Genomic DNA, 17,654 nt, shown 5'->3' with positions numbered 1-17,654 from the left:
GTTAATAATTAAAATTTTTTAAAATATATTAATAACATACTTTATTTATTGGAAACAAAATTAAAAATTTATTAACTAATATATTGTTTTCATACTACAGTCTATGTTTTTTCCTATTTAATTATAAAAAAAAAAAAAAAAAAAAAAGCAAATTTATTTGCCTTTCTTAAAAATTAAATTCTCTTTTACCATTCTTATTTTTTAATTATAATTCTTAACTATTCTATAGTTATTAAATCGTATAATTAAAATTATTTAAATTTAATATAAAATTCAATAATAGGATTCTATAATTTATTAAATGCTTTATCTATTTTTAAAATTTCTAATTGCACTACTAAATGACCTTTTAGTTAAAGTTACTATAAAATTAATTATCTATATCATATTCCTATATTTTTTAAATCATATTTTAGCACCATAGTTTACATTCCAAAAATTTTTTGCTATGTACATTTTTATAATATTAAGAATCCTATAATTTTCTATATTTGCTTTTTAAAATATATATGATTAGTTAATTCATTTATTATTAAAGATATACTAACAGAAATTTTAAATACAAAGCATTTTATTCCAAGAATTTTTTTATCATATCATTTAGAACAACAACTTCTCCACCAAAAATAATTTGAATATTGTTTCCTTTAATGATTGTTCCGCTAGCACCTTCTTGTTTAAAAAGTTCAGCATTTATTTTCGTTGGTTCCTTAACTGTTACACGTAAACGTGTTGCACAAGATGTAATAGATAATATATTTTCTTTACCCCCTAAAGCAAAAATAATATTATTGATTCTTTGATTTTCATATTTTTGCAACTTAAATTCATCTTTTTTAATTAATTTAATTTCATTTCCATCACGTCCTGGGGTAGATAAATTTCAATGTTTAATACTAAAATAAAATATTCCAAAAACTAATGCACCTTCTAAAATTGCAAAAATAAATGCATAATAAAACTTAGTTCCTTTCATAATCGGTAGTGCTCCGTAAATTATTAAATCAATAAAACCACGAGCAAAACCAACACCAATATGAGCACCCACCAATTGCATTAACATATATGACAATCCCGAAAATGGTACATAAACCAAATAATACAAATATGGAGCAATAAATAGAAAACTAAATTCTAGCGGTTCTGTTATTCCAGTTAGAAAAGCAACTAACATTGCTGAACCAATAACGGAAATAGTATTTTTACGATTTGATTTATTAGCTGTTAAAATAAATGCAGCGCCAATCCCCATACATACTCCTAAATAAGTTGGATAATCTTGAGTAAATCTTCCTGCGTAAATATTAGCATATTTGGCAAATCATTCGAAAATAGGAATGTTTTCTAAACCATTATTTATAGGCAATGAATTATAAGGCAGCGAATTAATAAAATTTCAAATTGATTGATCTCCTTCAATACTTCTGTTCGACAACAGACTTAAAATATATTGAATTTGTTCAGTATTTGTATTAACCTGGGCATTTTTAACTGCATTTAAAAAAATATTAGTATCCAAAATTCCTCCAAATGGAGTAGTAAATGCTACCGCAATTACAATCTGGTGTAAACCAAATGGCATTAAAGCTCTTGTAAAAACACCATAAAGAAATCCATCAACACCGCCTGGTGCTTTGGCAATGTTTTCACCAATTATATTAATCCCTTGGCCAATTCATGGTCAAAAAATTAAAAATCCTATCGCTAATAAAAAACTTATTGGAATAATAATAAAAGGTAAAAAACGAACGCCACTAAAAAAACTGATTGCTGAAGGTAATTTTATTAAATGAAACTTATTATAAAAATATGCAGTAATACCCCCAATAATAATTCCTCCAAAAATTGATGTTTGTAATGATGTAACTCCCAAGTTTTTAGTAATTAAACTTTTTAAATTTTCATCACTATGAAATCACATTATATCCTTAAATTTTTCTCCTTCAAAATGTATAAAAGGTATTTGAGATGAAGAAAATACTAAATAAGAAATAATTGCAATAAAAGCAGCTGATCCAGAGTCATTCGTAAAAGTACTAGTAACTGCTATACAAAACATTATTGCAAAATTTGCAAAAATAATTTCACTCATTCCCTTAAAAATATTAGCTGCTAAAAGACCAGCATCTGTATTTGTATTTGCCCCTATTGCACCACCAATTCCAAGCAATAATCCGGCAAATGGTAAAATTGAAATAGGTAGCATTAAACCACGAGCAAATTTTTGTAAATTTGAAGACCAATTATTTTTTTTGTTTTTTCATCATTTTTTAAAAGTAAAAAACTTTTCCCCCCGTACTTCTGTATTCATTTACAAATATATTTTCCTTTCTTTTTTAAATAATTATTCTTTTGTTATTTTTATAAATCGTTCTGTTATTAACTGTGGCCGTGTAATAGCACTTCCAACAACAACGGCATGAACATGGTTAAAATGCAATAAGTCATAAGCTTCTTCTGGTGTCCAAATTCCACCTTCCACAATTAAAACTGCCTTTTCTAAAACATCATCTAAAGATTTTATGAATTCATAATTATTTTCTAAATTAGATAATTTAGTTGTTTCATTAGTATATCCACGTAAAGTAGTAGCAACTAAATCAAATCCAAGTCTGTCAGCATTTTTTATATCTTCGATATTAGAACAATCAGCTAAAATTAATTTTGTTGGAGCCTTTTCTCTAATATAACTAACAAGTGTTTCTAAATTATCATATGGTCTTATTCGTAGTGTGGCATCTAAAGCAATTACATCAACATTTAAATTAAGTAAAACATCTATTTCTTCTCTTGTTGGTGTAATAAAAACCTCACTATTTTTATAATGTTGCTTAATTAAACCAATAATAGGTACATTCAGTACTTTTTGAACTGCCATAATGTGATTTTTTTGACTTAAACGTAGCACTTCTGCACCCCCCATTACACAAGCCAAAGCAATTTTTTGCATAATATAACTATCATTTAAAATCTCATTATCAACAGCTTGGCATGAAACAATAATTTTTTTCCTTATTTTATCTAAAAAATTAATAATTTTTCCCCTCCTTTCTACTTCATTTTATGAAAAAATAACTTTTTTACAATAAAAATAATAAAATTTGTAAATTATTTACAAAAAATATTACAATTAGATATGAGGTGAGTAATAATGAAACAGAAAATATTAGAAATAACTAATTCGAAAAAAACTGCAACAGATGAAGATATTATTAATTTTGTTAATAATGAAACAGAATATTTTATTAATAAAAATATTAAAGAGATAGCAAAAAAATGTCATACTTCAACTGCATCAATTAGTCGTTTTGCAAATAAAAATAATTTTAAAACATTTAAAAAATTACAACAATATATTTACGAAAAATATGAATATCAAAAAAAGCATTATAATTTATCAGATGGAACAAATTTAAGTGATACTATTAACAATATTTCTACATACAATATATATGCAATTAATGAAACAATAAAAATATTGATCATACTAAATTAGAATTATTGATTACTAATATAATAACAGCAAGTAAAATATTTTTATTTGGTGTTGGTTCATCATGAATTCCTTGTGAAGAATTATCAAATAATTTACAAAAATTGGAATTAATATAGTGTGTAATAAAGACTTTCATACACAATTGCTAACAATTCCATCTTTAACTGAAAAAGACCATATCATACTTTTTTCAAAATCTGGACGTACCCGTGAAGTTCTTGAAATATTAAAAAATGGAATTAAGTATAAAATTCCAATTACTTTAATAACTTCAAATTTAAATTGTGGATATGAAAAATATTTATATAATAAAATTATTTTTCGAACATTGGAGCAACTTTTTAGATACTCAGCTGTATCATCCAAAATTACACAGTTATTATTTGTTGATATTGTGTTCAACAAATTATGGAAAGAAAAAATAAATTTAAGGAAATAATTTTAAAAGGTAATAACATAATTAAAAATTGAAACAAAATTAATTCTTAAATTTACATAACAGTTCCTATTGTATTTCACTTATCAAGTAAAGTTTTTACTTTTAAAATTTCTTGATATTTTTCTGGTTTTTTTCTGCCAACATTGCTACTAAAAGATCAACTATAATTAATTGAGATATTTTATTAGAAATAATTGGAAAATAATTTCATTCATTATAACAACTATAATATGTTATTTTATAATCTGATTGAATGAAATCATTATTTTGATGTTCATCCATAATTAAAATAGTTTTTACACTATTCTTTTCGATAATTTAAGTAATTCACAAACTTCACGAGTATATGAAGACTTTGAAAATAAAATCATTAAGGCATTTTCCTTAAATGAATTTAAGAATAGTAATTGCTCATAAAAATCTTGTGACATATAAGAATTAAATCCTAGTTTAATTAAACTCTTATTTAATTCAGAACAAATCATGGTAGATAACTCCATTCCAAAAATAAAAATACGTTTAGAAATAAAAATACAATTAATAATATTACTTATTTCTAATAAATTTAAATTATTAATTGTTTCAAAAATAGAACATAAACTAACATTTTTAATTTTTTGAATTATATTAGGTAGTTTATCATTATATCTAAAATTAAAACTAGTTTTGATCTGCTTAACTTTTTGAGAAATAAATACTTTGAGTTCTTTAAAATTTTTATATCCTATTTTTTGATAACCTAGATATAATAGATGTTGATACTCCAAAGTTTTTACAAATTATTGTTATAGAATTACTCAAAAAAATTCTGGTTGTTTATTAATTTCAGTTACTATTTTTTTCTAAAGATGTTAAATTGTGTAGATCCACAATAATTATTGGAATCATTTAATTCCTCCTTTATTAAAATTTATAATGTACCAAATTTTCAAAAAATTTGCATTTTAATAAAAAAATGCAAAAATACTAATTTTATTGTAATTTATAAAATTATTTTTAAAATGTAAATAAAAAATAGAAAGGCATAGAAAAATGAAAATCTTTGATGAAAAATTATTGCAATATATTGATAAACCAATTAAAAAATGAGAGGAAGCAATTAAAATAGGATCTAATTTACTAATTGAAAATGATTATGTTCAAAATGATTTCCCAAATAAAATTATAGAAATCACAAATGATTTAGGACCATATTATATTTTAGCATCAAAATTAGCATTATTACACATTATGCCCGATTCAACAATTTTAAGAACTGGAATTAGTTTTACATATTTTAAAATTCCAGTCGCTTTTCAAGAAGAGGAAAAATATCATATTAAATATTGCTTAGCTCTTTCTGCAGAAGATAATTTCTCACATATTGAATTACTACAACAAATCGCAAAACTATTTGCAAAAAAAGAATTTTTAACCGATATTAAAAAATGTTCTTCAACAACTGAATTAATTAATATTGTAAAAAAATATGATAATTAAAGAAACAGAATTTTTAACTTTTTATAAAAACATAATTATTGATACACTTGCAATATTAGTTGAAATTCTTACATTTTTTTAACTGCATTTTATAGTGTAAAAATTTACAAAAACTATTTGTTCAATTATTAAAAATTCTATGGTAATTTAAATAATTGAAGAAAAAGTGGGAATATTAATTAATTTATTATTTGAAATTAACAATATTATTGTTAATTAGTAATGATTTTGTTCTGTGATTTTTTTAAATGCATTACCAAAAATTGTCTTAACTAAATTATTAATTATTATTTGTCCGATGTTATTACATATCTTATTAGTTCAAATTACTTTTTATAAATATATTTACTATTAATCTCTGTGAATACTTTAAATTTGGTTGAATTAAATTAATTTACAAAAAAATTGCCAAAGTAATGTAAATAATGTTAAATAATTAACTCTTATTGATTCTATAATTAAACTATATTACAAATCTTCTCCTATTTACTCTTCATTTATTAATTTTTGACCAGCATCTGATACATGCTGACTACGTTGTCAATCCTTATAAATAAAAAAACCAAACGCAATGGCTAATAAAACTGCTAATACTAATAAAACAACAACAGACACAACAACTAACATTATTTAATTTCCTCCTTTATTTTTTTCTTACCATAGTAGCTATTAAATACTGCTACTAAAATTGGTATTAAAATTCCTAAGACAAAGGCTAACACAGAAATGTATCAAGCATTAACAGTACAGCTTATAATAAAATCATACACAGAAAATCCAACAATAATTACTAAAATTAAAGGAATTAAATAACGCATCATAAATTGATATAGTTTTCCAATCTTAATTCATGATACTTGATTGTTATAATTAATTATAATGGATAGTTTTTTTGCATATCAGACAAAAAAGATAATTTGACTTAACGATACTAAAATTAAGTCTAACCCTGCTGCTAATAATTGAAATGAATTTATTAACTGATAAGTGTTTTCAAAAACTAATGATAAACCAACAACAATAATTGTTACACAAATTCCACAAATTACTTTTTGATTACTAATATCATATTGTGTTTCAATTGCATCAACAATAACCTCAACATTCCCGACAGTAGTACTTAATCCAGCAATAAATAATGCTAAAAAGAATAAAATACCTAAAAAATTGCCAAAACCAATGACGGTATTTTGATTAATAATATGAAAAGTCTCTGGTAAAACATTAAAGACAAAAACCATTGAATCATTTCCAAATTTATTTGTAATTTGTTCTTGAAATAATGAAATATTATTTTTATCTGAAATTAAATTATTAACAATTGCCCCAGAAGCACCAAAAATAAAGATCAGATTAGTAATTGATAAAAATAAAATTCCAATTACTAATAAATAAGCTTTTGAAGCATTATCTTGGTTGTGCGGTCCAACCCCAGCAAACCGCATCATCATTCCCATTCCTAATGATGTTGTAAAAAACGCTAAAGAGAAAACACTACTTCAAGTTTGACTTTGTTTTAATTTCTCTAAATTTTCTACTAAAAACAATGTTGCGAGACCTTGACTACTGCCTGGTACTGTTAAAATATAAATTGCTAAAACTAAAATAATTAAAAACAATAACGGCATAAAAACCTTATTAAGTTTTTCAATTCCTTTAATCCCAAATAATAACACTAAACCAACTAATAAGACAACAAAAAGAAACGCTAAAAAAACAATTCATTGAAAGCCACCATTATTAGTGACACCAAACCCAACATGCTGTAAAATTTGCCGGTTAAAAACATTACCATTAACATTACTAATTAAAGTAGGACTAAATTCAATCCCAATTGAAATAACCGTATATCCAACTAAAACAGCATAATATATTGGAATAATAATCATTAAAGTTGACTGAAATCAACCAACAAACTTACTAAAACAAACATTTTCCTTATCAAAAATATTAATAACACTCTTACGTCGAAGATTCCCTAAGTTAAATTCAAAAATTAATAATGGCACTCCTACAATTAGCATTGCAACAATATAAATTAGGAAAAAATAAAATCCACCGTTTTTATTAATATACCCAGGTAATCCTCAAATTACTCCTAACCCAATTGCAGCACCTAATGATGAAACAATAAATCCAAACTTTGTCATTTGCTTCTTATTATTCATTTTAATCTCCTTTCTTATTTAAATAAAAAATGCAATAATTGCATTTTTATTACTCTGTTTTTTTCCGAATTGTTTTTCTACGAACAGCACTTCAAATAATAGCAATAATGATGCTGGCACAAAAAACACCAAAAATAATAAGTAACGCCATTTTCATAGCACTGGCTTTTTTATTATAATTCACAATACTATCATAGCCAAAAACATTACCACGATATTCGCCTCTAATTCCCGAGCTATTTAAAATTTTACTAAATTTACTTGGTGCATCGTTCCGCGCTGATTCTATCATTCCATAATAAATATCAACAGCATGCCCCATTTCATGATCTAATGTACAAAAAATATTTGGTGAACTTCATCATCCCATTTGATACTCTTGACTAATACCATATTTTACATAATTATTAAACCCTTTTGCCGAAAACACAATAAAAGCTTCCGAAGTTGATAAAATCTGACTCGTATTTTTATCTCTCTTAAAATTATAGGCAGTGTAAGCCGCAGTCTCGCCTTTTTGACCAATTAATGGAGCATTTGGTGAAAATAAGAAGCCCGCTAAAAAATATTTAAAATTATTACCCGTTATTGTATACGTAATATTAAACAAATTTAAAAGTTGTTGTTTAAAAGTGTTAACAGTACTGTCTTTTCATTCATAATAATTTTGCATTGCCGTAACACTATCTTTTAAGAAAATGGTGCTACCCGTTTGATAATCAAGTGTTTCATATTTGGTTACATTTTTTAATTCACTATCTAACTTATCAAATGATGAATAGTGACTTTGTGTCGCTTGTTTGACAAAATCCTCATATTTTTGCAATGATGTCTGTGATGCTTTAGTATATGAATCATTCATCATATTTGCTAAACCAGCTGATAAATCATTACCATTAAAATTAATAATATAATTTTGTAAGATGTTACCATCAAATTTAATAACATCATTTTCAACATCATTAGCAGCTTTTGTTTGTCACATTAATAAACTTACTGAAAGAGCATTATAGGTATAACTCATCTGTCAAAAATCAGGAACATTTGGAATTGCTTGTTGTAATCCAAATTTTGTACCAAAACCAGGTGATTGATATTGTAAATTAACCGCATCAGTTGGTTTTATATCTAGCTTTGTATTATAAACTGCTGGATGCGTTGATAAAGTCGAATTAGTAAAATACTCATTAATATACTTTAAACTTTCTTGCAAGGTTTGTGGTCTTGCGCCAAAAACCTTACTCTGCAAATGCGGATAAATATCTACAAAAAAATTATTTAAAATTTCTCAACTCTTATTTTTCATAGCATCTGGAGTTGTAATCCATTTTGAATATGCCTCAGCAAAAAACTCTTTTCAACTAGTCATTCCATAAATACTAATATTCACAATTGATGCCATTAATGCTGTTTCAAATACGTTCACATTTTGGCTCGTAACATTTGTATTATTTATTGTTGGATAAATGATGGCTTTATTATTAATAATATTTTCTTCTAATTTTTCAACCGTTTCATTTTCACTAATATTTGAAGATTTGTAAATAAAATAACGTAATAAATAACCAGAATAAACATAATCATCAACATTATTTGAACCAGATATTCGCTCTTTATATGCTCCTGTTTGAATAATAAAACTAGTAGTGGGAATTAATGCTGTACTAATTGAACTAAACACTAATAAACTACTTATTATTGTCTGAAATTTTTTCATAGTTTTTCTCCTTTTAATATTAATGGGTCCTAAATATTACTGTAGTTAAAATAATATACTTCTTCATTTTAGCAAAAAAATAACAAAATAAAATAAAATAGTATTACAAATTATCAAATGTTTTCTAATTGTAACAATGATGCTTTCATTTCCAAACCACCCCGATAACCTCGTAAAGCATTATTCTTACCAAGCACACGGTGACATGGTACAATAATTGTCATTGAATTATTCCCAATTGCAGTACCAACAGCCCGCACAGCCCGCGGATGACCAATTTTTTGGGCAATATCAGAATAACAAGCTGTTGTTCCATAGGGGATTTTAACAACCTCTCGTCAAACTTTTTGCTGAAACAATGTGCCAATAAAATCACACGGCAAGGTAAAAGTTGTTCGTTTTCCTGCTAAATATTCTGTCAGTTGCGTAACTACTGCTGCTGTTTTATCTTCTTGGTCAGGAACTAATATAATATTTGCCCCTTTTTTCTTCTGTCAATATTCTAACTCACTAAAACCCTTATGATTAGAACCAATAAAAGTAACCCCTTGGTCAGAAACAGCAAGATATAAATCTCAATTATTAAATTTTAAATTAGTATAGTATCATTTTATTACTTTTTGCGTAGCCATCTTTATTGTTCCCTTTCTAACTATAACTGTTTGTTATATTAAAATAAATTGTTTTGTTTTTTAAGTTAATAAAATTATACTCTTAATTTTAGTGAAAATAATTTGCAACTAATAAATTTTAAGTTTCAGCTTCTTCTTGCTGGTGATTAGCTAATAATTTCTCATACCCATCATTAATTTTGCGCATTAGTTCTTCACTATCAAAACTCTTATTTAAATCAGGATGATATTTTTTTGCTAACTGACGATATGCTCGTTTAATATCACTGCTTGAAGCCGATGAATCTAACCCAAACAATTGGTATAATTCTTCTAATTCTGATGCTGTTGAAGTTGGTTGCTCAAAGTTTTCCCATGTTTGTGAATCAAAAAAAGTATTAAAATCAATTTCTAATTTTTGAATAAACTCTTGATAAATCTCATTTACCAAAGTAAGATGTTCATTTAAAGCAGCAGAAAAAACTGCTTCTAACTCATTAAAAATTTGGCGATCTTTTCATCGTAAATAAAATTTAATTTGTTGCAAAATTGCAAAACTATCTGGAATTAATTGAGTTGCTAACATCTTGCGAGTTAATAATACATATGGTTTTAAAAAATACTCAACAAAAGATTTATCTCATGCTTCTTGACCATATAATGCAACAAACACAGTGGCTAATGGTTCAATATTATTACTAATAACTTCAGTTAACAAATTATTTAATTCTTCATTAATTGTCGTAAAATATTCCACAAAAATATCATTGGCAATTGGATCTGTTGTTTTATTTAAATAATGAATTAATTCTCAATAATCAGACATAAATAATCCTAAATTAAAATCAATTTGATAGTTTGAAATTGTAGTATCAACATAACGTGGTAATGGTAACAAATATTTGGCTATTGACTCATCTTCACTAATAATAGTCATCATAAGGTCATAATTTTTATCAGCTTGTTTTTTACCATTAGTAGTATATTCCTCATTTTTAAAATGATATTTTGCTTTTCGAAAACAAAAACGAATTAAAGCCCCCACTAAAGAAAAACCAACAAGTACTAAAACTATAATTACTCAAGTCATCGTGATATTTTCTCCTTTTTATAAAAATTACATTAACCCTATTTTATTAGCCAAATACTATAACAGTAAAAACTACTATTCTTTTTTCATCACTTTATCAATTTCAATTTTAACAGCTAAACTAATATTACCAAATGGCATAATTACTGTTTGTAAAACAGTATCAATATGTTTCAATTTAAATTTGGTTTTTAATAATTCAAAATCAACTTCTTCTAAATCTTTTACTGTTACTCGTAACCGTGTCAATGTTGCTTTAACCATAATAATATTATCAACTGTACCTAAAATCGTGATTAGATCATTCACCGAAAAAGAGATTTTTTGCTTTGGAATTAAGATTTTTTGAAAATTAAAAATCTTTTTGCGAAAAACCATCATTAAAATAAATAATAACATTAAAATCATCGCGACAACAATAATAATGATATATTCTGCGCGCATCTCTAATCATCCCTTCTATTATTACAATGGGCAAATAACATCTTCATTTTAGCAATCATACTCAAATTATTTTCTTCATCATAAAATAAATTTAATGTTTTTTGACTAATTTTTAATTCTATTTGCGAACTTAAAATTTCTGACTCATAAGTATCAATGACTAAACTTTTTCCAACTAATTCACCCGCTAAACGAACAACTTGTTCTTGGTCCAAAATAATTGAAGCATTAATTGTTGAAAATGTTGAATTAGCAACCGGGGCAATTTCTTTCAACTGTCATAACGTTGTCATACTTGCCGCAATAATTGACCCATTAATTGCCCGCATATAACCAGTTGACCCCGTTTTTGTTGCAAATACTAAACCACTCCCACGAAAATGTTCTAACAAATCATCATTCACATAAATATCAGTACGAATTGTTTTAACATGGTCAACAACTTTAGCTTCATTTAAAGCATAGCGAATAATATTATTGTTATATTTAATTTCTAATAAGGGCATTTGGCGAATTCGAACTGTATCCTTAATAATTGCATTAATTGCCCGCGGATATGTGTTTTCATCATAATTAGCATAAAAACCTAATGATCCCGACTTAATAACAATAAAACAAACCTCATCAATAATATCTTGAAACTCATTAACAGCCCGTAATAAAGTACCATCACCACCAATCACAAATACATATTCGGGATTAACAATATCTTCTTCTAAGCGATAATTCTGCAGTGTTTTTGTTATTTTACTAACCAATTTGGTTGATTCTTGATAATCATTTGCAATAATTGCATATTTAAACATTGTTATCATCCACCTTTTCTTAGCAATTAGTTATATTATACCTTTATTTTAAATGGTAAATCTTATTAATTAAAAAATAGTCAGAAAACCAGACTATTTTAACGTGAAAGAGTTAATAATTCAACATCGGTAAACTGTAATAAATTAGTGTGATTTAAATGATGGTGAATTTTATTATCTGGTCAAAAAATATAAGTAAAAGTAAAACCAATATAAGTTAATCCTTGTTTTGTTCGAAACTTATTACATGAACCACGCGGAACGGCTATTAGTTCTTTTGTTTTCATATTGTATAAGAAACTTTGTGGAATATAAAATAACAAGATATGGGTAATAGAAATCATTACAATTCCTAAAATAAACATTGGCAATCAGGCAAATGGCCACATATATTTTGCCCCAATAAAGTTTGTATTTCAACCGCCAACATTAAATCCACCATTGTTTCATGGTTCACCACTACTTGGACCAACAAATAACTGGTTGGTTTTAAAAATTCAATCTCAAATTACCGTCACAATCGAAAACAATGTTAATCATAATAATTGTCATTTAAACAATAAACCACTATAAGGACGACCAACTAAACCATATTTATAAACATATAAATAAGCAAAAATAATTAAGGTATGTAAAATAAAGTAATTATAATAAAAGAAATTGTCCAAACTTCAATATCCATTAACAGGGCTAATAATTGCTAAAATTGGCAAAATAATTGCTGATGGGGCAACAACTTCAAAAAATTTCCGACTAGGAAAAATTAAAATAAATCCCGATAATAATTGGTGAATACTACATAAATGTAATGGCATTAATTCACTTAAACCACGAACTTGTGACGGACCAACCGGGCCTCAAATTCACTCCGTTTTTAAAACAATTGCTAAGTATGATACCCAAATGGCATAAGTTAAAAAATAAGTGGCAATTTGATAAACTCCAATTGAAATTCGAAATCATTTTCAATTAACAGTTTTAGCATAATATTTTCTGCAAAAAAATAATGAGCCAATAATTAAAACAAAAATAGCAATTCCCACTAATTGGAAAATATAACTATGTCCTTTAAAAAATCACTGGTCAGTTCAATCTGCCCCTGGTACATATGAACCTGCTGGGTCAAAAAAACCTCATGGTCCATCACTAGAACGAACAAATTTCATCTTCTTCCCTTTTCTCCTTTACCTAAAATAATTTTGTAATCTTATTTTACAACAAAATTAACAATTTTGTTTTTAATAACAATTTCCTTCACAATTTGATGACCCCTTAAAAAACCCTGAACATTCGGGTTTGTTTTTGCCAAGGCTAGCAAGTCCCCTTCCGAAGTATCAACGGCAACTTCTAATTTAGCACGTAATTTACCATTAACTTGAACGGCAATTACAACTTCTTTTTTTTGCAAATATTTTTCTTCATAACTTGGTCAAGTTGCTAAAGCAATTGATGATTTTTGTTGTAAATTAACTCATATTTCTTCTGCTAAATGTGGAGCAAAAAGACTTAGCATTTTCGTAAACCCTTCAAAATATGGTTGATAAATTGGGGTATCATCTTTATAACAAGCATTAATAAAAACCATCAATTGCGAAATAGCAGTATTAAAACTTAGTTTTTCAATCATTTCTGTGCCCTTTTTAACCATATTATGATAAATAAAATCTAATTGATGATTATTAACTTGCGTAAAATTATTGTTTTTAACAAGCCGATAAACACGGTCTAATCATTTCCGTGCTGAATCTAACCCACTTGGATTCCACGGCAATGATGCCTCAATTGGACCCATAAACATTTCATATAACCGTAAAGTATCAGCTCCATGTGATTTAATAATATCATCAGGATTAATAACATTCCCTTTTGATTTACTCATTTTTGTCCCATCAGCACCCAAAATCATCCCTTGGTTAACTAATTTATAAAATGGTTCAGAAGTTGGAACTAACTTTTGATCATATAAAAACTTATGTCAAAAACGAGAATATAATAAATGTAAAACAGCATGTTCTTGACCACCAACATATAAATCAACAGGTAACCATTTTTTAAATAATTTTTGGGCTTCTGAACTCCGTAAATCTAGCATTTCATTATTTTCCATTAAAATATATCCCAGGTAATACCAGCAACTACCTGCTCATTGCGGCATTGTATTAGTTTCACGGCGTCCTTTTTTACCAGTACTATCAACAACCGTCAACCAATCGGTTGCATTAGCTAGTGGTGATTCTCCTGTTTGCGAAGGTTTAATATTTGTCATTTTTGGTAATTCTAATGGTAATTCTTTTTCATCAACTAAACTAATTGAACCATCTTCTCAATGAATAACTGGAAATGGTTCTCCTCAATAACGTTGTCGTGAAAATAATCAATCGCGAAGTTTATAAGTTATCTTTGCTGTGGCATGACCTGTTTCTGTTAAAACTGCAATTGCCTTTGCAATTGCTTCATTAGTTGTTAAACCATTTAAAAACTCAGAATTAATATGTTTCCCATCCTTATTATGTAACTGCTGGTGATACTCACCTTCAATTACATAACTAATTGGTAATTGATATTTTAGGGCAAACAGATAATCACGTTCATCATGACCAGGAACAGCCATTACTGCTCCCGTTGCATAAAATGGCAGGACATAATCAGCAATCCAAATTGGCACAACTTTCTTATTAACAGGATTAATTGCATAACTACCAATAAACATTCCCGTTTTTTCTTTACTATTATCTTGTCGTTCTAAATCACTTTTTGCTTTTGTTGTGGCTAAAAATTCTGTTACTTTTACTTGATATTCTGATGTAGTTAATTTTGTTACCAACGGATGTTCTGGTGCTAACACTAAGTACTCAACACCAAAAATAGTATCCGCACGAGTTGTAAAAACTTCAATAATTTCTGAACTATCTTGCACAGCAAATTTAATTTCAGCGCCAACTGATTTACCAATTCAATTACGTTGCAAATCCTTCACCGATTCTGGTCAATCAACTTCATCAAGTCCTTCTAACAATTTTTCAGCATAAGCAGTAATTTTTAAAACCCACTGACGCATTGGTTTTTTATAAACAGGATAATGGCCTCGTTCTGAAACCATTTTGCCATCAATATTTAAAACTTCTTCATTTGCTAAAACAGTTCCTAAGTCAGGACACCAATTAACATCAACATCACGCATTTCAGCTAAGCCATTTTGATATAATAATTCAAAAATTAATTGTGTTGTTTTAAAAAAACCAGGTGAAGAAGTATTAACTTCTTTATTATAATCATAACTAAATCCAAGAGCTTTTAATTGGTGACGAAAATTAGCAATATTTTGTAAGGTAAATTCAGCAGGATCATTCCCTGTTTGTAAGGCATATTGTTCAGCTGGCAACCCAAAAGCATCTCATCCAATTGGATGTAAGACATCATAACCTTGTAATTTTCGCAGACGACTAACAACATCGGTTGCGACATATCCTTTTGGATGTCCAACATGCAAACCAGCTCCCGAAGGATATGGGAACATATCTAAAATATAAGCTTTTTTATCAGAGTTATTGGTTGTTTTAAAAGTCTGATGCTCTTCTCAATATTGTTGTCATTTTTGCTCAATTGCCTTATGCGAAAATTCCATTTTTATAATCCCTTCTTAATTTTATCTTTTTTAATTATAACATTGTTCCTATCGTTTATTTGCAGTTTAAACACTATTAATTTAATTTTATTCACGTATAATAAAATTATTGTAAAACAAGAAAGTAGAGGAAAAAACGATGAGTGTACAACAAGCAGCACAATTTCGAAAAGCAATTAAAATTTATGATAAAACAAAAACAGTTAACGATGCTGATTTAAAAACAATTCTAGCAACAGGTGCTTTAGCGCCCAGTTCAAACGGATTAGAACCAGTCAAAGTTATTATTATTAAGGATCAAAAATTAAAAGAACAAGCAGCACTAAATTGTTTTATGGCAGGAAACCAACAAAAAGTAAAAGATGCACCAATTTTAGCATTATTATTGGGGGCAAACGGAGATTATTTAACTTCTGAAGAATTTCTAACAAAACGTATGGGGCGAATTTTTAAAGGTGAAGCACTAACAAGTAATGTAACGGGAATGAGCAATTATTTAAAAACTTATCCCAGTCCAGATATGTTTTCAGACGAACAAACACATATTGTTGCTAGTTTTATGGCATTGCAAGCCGCTGATTTAAAAATTGGTTCAAGTATTATGGGAGGGATTACCCCCGTCAAAGCAATTCCATTTTTTAAAGAACACAATATTGTGGACACCACAAAATGACATTTAGCCTTAGGAATGCTTTTTGGGTATTATGATGATAACATAGCAGAAACAAGTTTCCCCCGCTTACGAATTCCAGAAGATGAATTTGTTACTATTTTTTAAAATATAACCACCTATCACAATTGATTAGAAAGTTACAATATAACCATGAAAACAACACTTAAAACTTTTTGAATTATTAGTTTAAGTTGTAATGTTATTTTTCTATTACTACAAATTGTAATAACAATTCCTTTAGTATTATATAAAAATGTCTTATCCTTAAGTAATAGCGATTTATCACAGATTTTCTTTGGAATTTTAATCGTCATTATTCTAACGATGTTTATCAGTAACTGAATTATAGTTCGAAATCCATTACGAAAATTAAGCAAGACTAAGGAATTAACACCCTGACAAGCGGATTTAGGATTTAATATTATAACCAAATATTCACATTTGCAAACAGAATATGAAGGTTATACTTGGTATTTAAAGAAAAAGGGATTTATTCTGCTAACAACTCTGGGGATTAATTTTAGTTATGCTTTAATTGCGGCTGTTATTTTTTCTATTTTAGGGTAAATAAAAAAAAGAAAATATTATTATTTTCTTTTTTTATTTTGAAACTTTTGCTTCTAAGTTATCTTTATTTTTCTCTTTTTTTGCAGCTTCTTTTCGTGCTAAGGCTTTCGCTGCTTTTTTCGCTGCAATTAAACGACGGCGCTTTTTCATTGCCATTGCCATTTTTATTCACCTTCTTCTTTTAGTTTGCTATTAATTCTTTAACAACTAATTTTAACTTAATAATTCTTGTTCAATTTCATTACGGGTTACAAATCCAGTTTTTCGTTTCAATTCATTTCCATTTTGAAATGTAATTAATGTTGGAATTGATAAAATTCCATAATTTTGAGCAAGATCTTGCAATTCATCAACATTAATTTTAATGAAATTAACATCACCACGGTCTTTTGCTAACTCACTAATTACTGGTGCAATCATTTTACATGGTCCACATCAATCAGCATAAAAATCAACTAATGTTAATTTACTGTCAGCAATTGCTTTTTCAAAATCATTAACAGTTTTTATTTCATTTACAGCCATTTTTATTCTCTCCT

At 27.1% G+C, this 17,654-nt stretch carries 18 protein-coding genes; 4 read left to right on the top strand and 14 right to left on the bottom strand.

Annotated elements, in window-relative coordinates; translation table 4 throughout:
• Positions 1-571: 571 nt before the first annotated feature.
• A complete protein-coding gene (locus E7Y35_RS05890; RefSeq protein WP_283272060.1) occupies positions 572-2,311 on the bottom strand; it encodes a PTS transporter subunit EIIC in 1,740 nt (579 codons plus the stop codon).
• 33 nt (positions 2,312-2,344) lie between these two features.
• On the bottom strand, positions 2,345-3,034 hold the full coding sequence (locus E7Y35_RS05885) for an N-acetylmannosamine-6-phosphate 2-epimerase (protein ID WP_349306613.1): 690 nt from the start codon (positions 3,032-3,034) through the stop codon (positions 2,345-2,347).
• A gap of 117 nt (positions 3,035-3,151) precedes the next feature.
• On the opposite strand from E7Y35_RS05885, the gene E7Y35_RS05880 reads away from it, so the two are divergent.
• Positions 3,152-3,496, top strand: coding sequence for a MurR/RpiR family transcriptional regulator (locus tag E7Y35_RS05880; protein WP_283272059.1), 345 nt, complete (start codon positions 3,152-3,154; stop codon positions 3,494-3,496).
• A 735-nt stretch (positions 3,497-4,231) separates the two neighbouring features.
• On the opposite strand, the gene E7Y35_RS05875 is transcribed toward E7Y35_RS05880, so the two are convergent.
• Entirely contained in the window at positions 4,232-4,420 is a 189-nt protein-coding gene (locus E7Y35_RS05875; protein ID WP_283272058.1) for a phosphoheptose isomerase family protein, read from the bottom strand.
• A gap of 547 nt (positions 4,421-4,967) precedes the next feature.
• Between E7Y35_RS05875 and E7Y35_RS05870 the strand changes: the two genes are divergently transcribed.
• On the top strand, positions 4,968-5,414 hold the full coding sequence (locus tag E7Y35_RS05870) for a PTS sugar transporter subunit IIA (protein ID WP_283272057.1): 447 nt from the start codon (positions 4,968-4,970) through the stop codon (positions 5,412-5,414).
• Positions 5,415-5,900: 486 nt separating this feature from the next.
• On the opposite strand, the gene E7Y35_RS05865 is transcribed toward E7Y35_RS05870, so the two are convergent.
• From E7Y35_RS05865 to leuS, 9 genes are all read right to left on the bottom strand, one after another.
• Positions 5,901-6,041, bottom strand: a complete 141-nt coding sequence (locus E7Y35_RS05865) for a hypothetical protein (protein WP_283272056.1) — start codon at positions 6,039-6,041, stop codon at positions 5,901-5,903.
• On the bottom strand, positions 6,041-7,582 hold the full coding sequence (locus tag E7Y35_RS05860; RefSeq protein WP_283272055.1) for an SLC5/6 family protein: 1,542 nt from the start codon (positions 7,580-7,582) through the stop codon (positions 6,041-6,043). Before E7Y35_RS05860 ends, E7Y35_RS05865 begins: the two co-directional genes overlap by 1 nt.
• A 49-nt stretch (positions 7,583-7,631) precedes the next feature.
• Complete coding sequence (locus tag E7Y35_RS05855; protein WP_283272054.1) at positions 7,632-9,299, bottom strand: hypothetical protein; 1,668 nt, start codon at positions 9,297-9,299, stop codon at positions 7,632-7,634.
• A gap of 110 nt (positions 9,300-9,409) precedes the next feature.
• Positions 9,410-9,931 (bottom strand): methylated-DNA--[protein]-cysteine S-methyltransferase, encoded by a 522-nt coding sequence (locus tag E7Y35_RS05850; protein WP_283272053.1) that lies wholly within the window; start codon positions 9,929-9,931, stop codon positions 9,410-9,412.
• 118 nt (positions 9,932-10,049) lie between these two features.
• A complete protein-coding gene (locus tag E7Y35_RS05845; RefSeq protein WP_283272052.1) occupies positions 10,050-11,000 on the bottom strand; it encodes a J domain-containing protein in 951 nt (316 codons plus the stop codon).
• Positions 11,001-11,075: 75 nt separating this feature from the next.
• Positions 11,076-11,444: a PTS sugar transporter subunit IIB gene (locus E7Y35_RS05840; RefSeq protein WP_283272051.1), complete on the bottom strand. Its 369-nt coding sequence runs from the start codon at positions 11,442-11,444 to the stop codon at positions 11,076-11,078.
• Between the two features lie 2 nt (positions 11,445-11,446).
• Entirely contained in the window at positions 11,447-12,250 is an 804-nt protein-coding gene (locus tag E7Y35_RS05835; protein WP_283272050.1) for an NAD(+)/NADH kinase, read from the bottom strand.
• A gap of 98 nt (positions 12,251-12,348) precedes the next feature.
• A complete protein-coding gene (locus tag E7Y35_RS05830) occupies positions 12,349-13,416 on the bottom strand; it encodes a TMEM164 family acyltransferase (RefSeq protein ID WP_283272049.1) in 1,068 nt (355 codons plus the stop codon).
• A 41-nt stretch (positions 13,417-13,457) separates the two neighbouring features.
• Positions 13,458-15,875 (bottom strand): leucine--tRNA ligase, encoded by a 2,418-nt coding sequence (leuS, locus tag E7Y35_RS05825; RefSeq protein ID WP_283272048.1) that lies wholly within the window; start codon positions 15,873-15,875, stop codon positions 13,458-13,460.
• A gap of 139 nt (positions 15,876-16,014) precedes the next feature.
• Between leuS and E7Y35_RS05820 the strand changes: the two genes are divergently transcribed.
• Both E7Y35_RS05820 and E7Y35_RS05815 read left to right on the top strand, forming a co-directional pair.
• Entirely contained in the window at positions 16,015-16,653 is a 639-nt protein-coding gene (locus E7Y35_RS05820) for a nitroreductase family protein (RefSeq protein ID WP_283272047.1), read from the top strand.
• A 45-nt stretch (positions 16,654-16,698) separates the two neighbouring features.
• Positions 16,699-17,115 carry a hypothetical protein gene (locus tag E7Y35_RS05815; RefSeq protein ID WP_283272046.1) on the top strand — a complete coding sequence of 139 codons (417 nt, stop codon included), beginning with the start codon at positions 16,699-16,701 and terminating at the stop codon, positions 17,113-17,115.
• Positions 17,116-17,148: 33 nt separating this feature from the next.
• Here E7Y35_RS05815 and E7Y35_RS05810 read toward each other — a convergent pair whose 3' ends face one another.
• Positions 17,149-17,277 (bottom strand): hypothetical protein, encoded by a 129-nt coding sequence (locus E7Y35_RS05810; protein ID WP_283272045.1) that lies wholly within the window; start codon positions 17,275-17,277, stop codon positions 17,149-17,151.
• Positions 17,278-17,328: 51 nt separating this feature from the next.
• Entirely contained in the window at positions 17,329-17,640 is a 312-nt protein-coding gene (trxA, locus tag E7Y35_RS05805; protein ID WP_283272044.1) for a thioredoxin, read from the bottom strand.
• Positions 17,641-17,654: the final 14 nt, after the last annotated feature.

Source organism: Spiroplasma sp. SV19 (assembly GCF_030060925.1).
Lineage (GTDB): Bacteria > Bacillota_I > Bacilli_A > Mycoplasmatales > Mycoplasmataceae > Spiroplasma.
The sequence above is the reverse complement of the archived record's forward strand: the minus strand, read 5'-3'. Positions and strand labels throughout refer to the sequence as shown.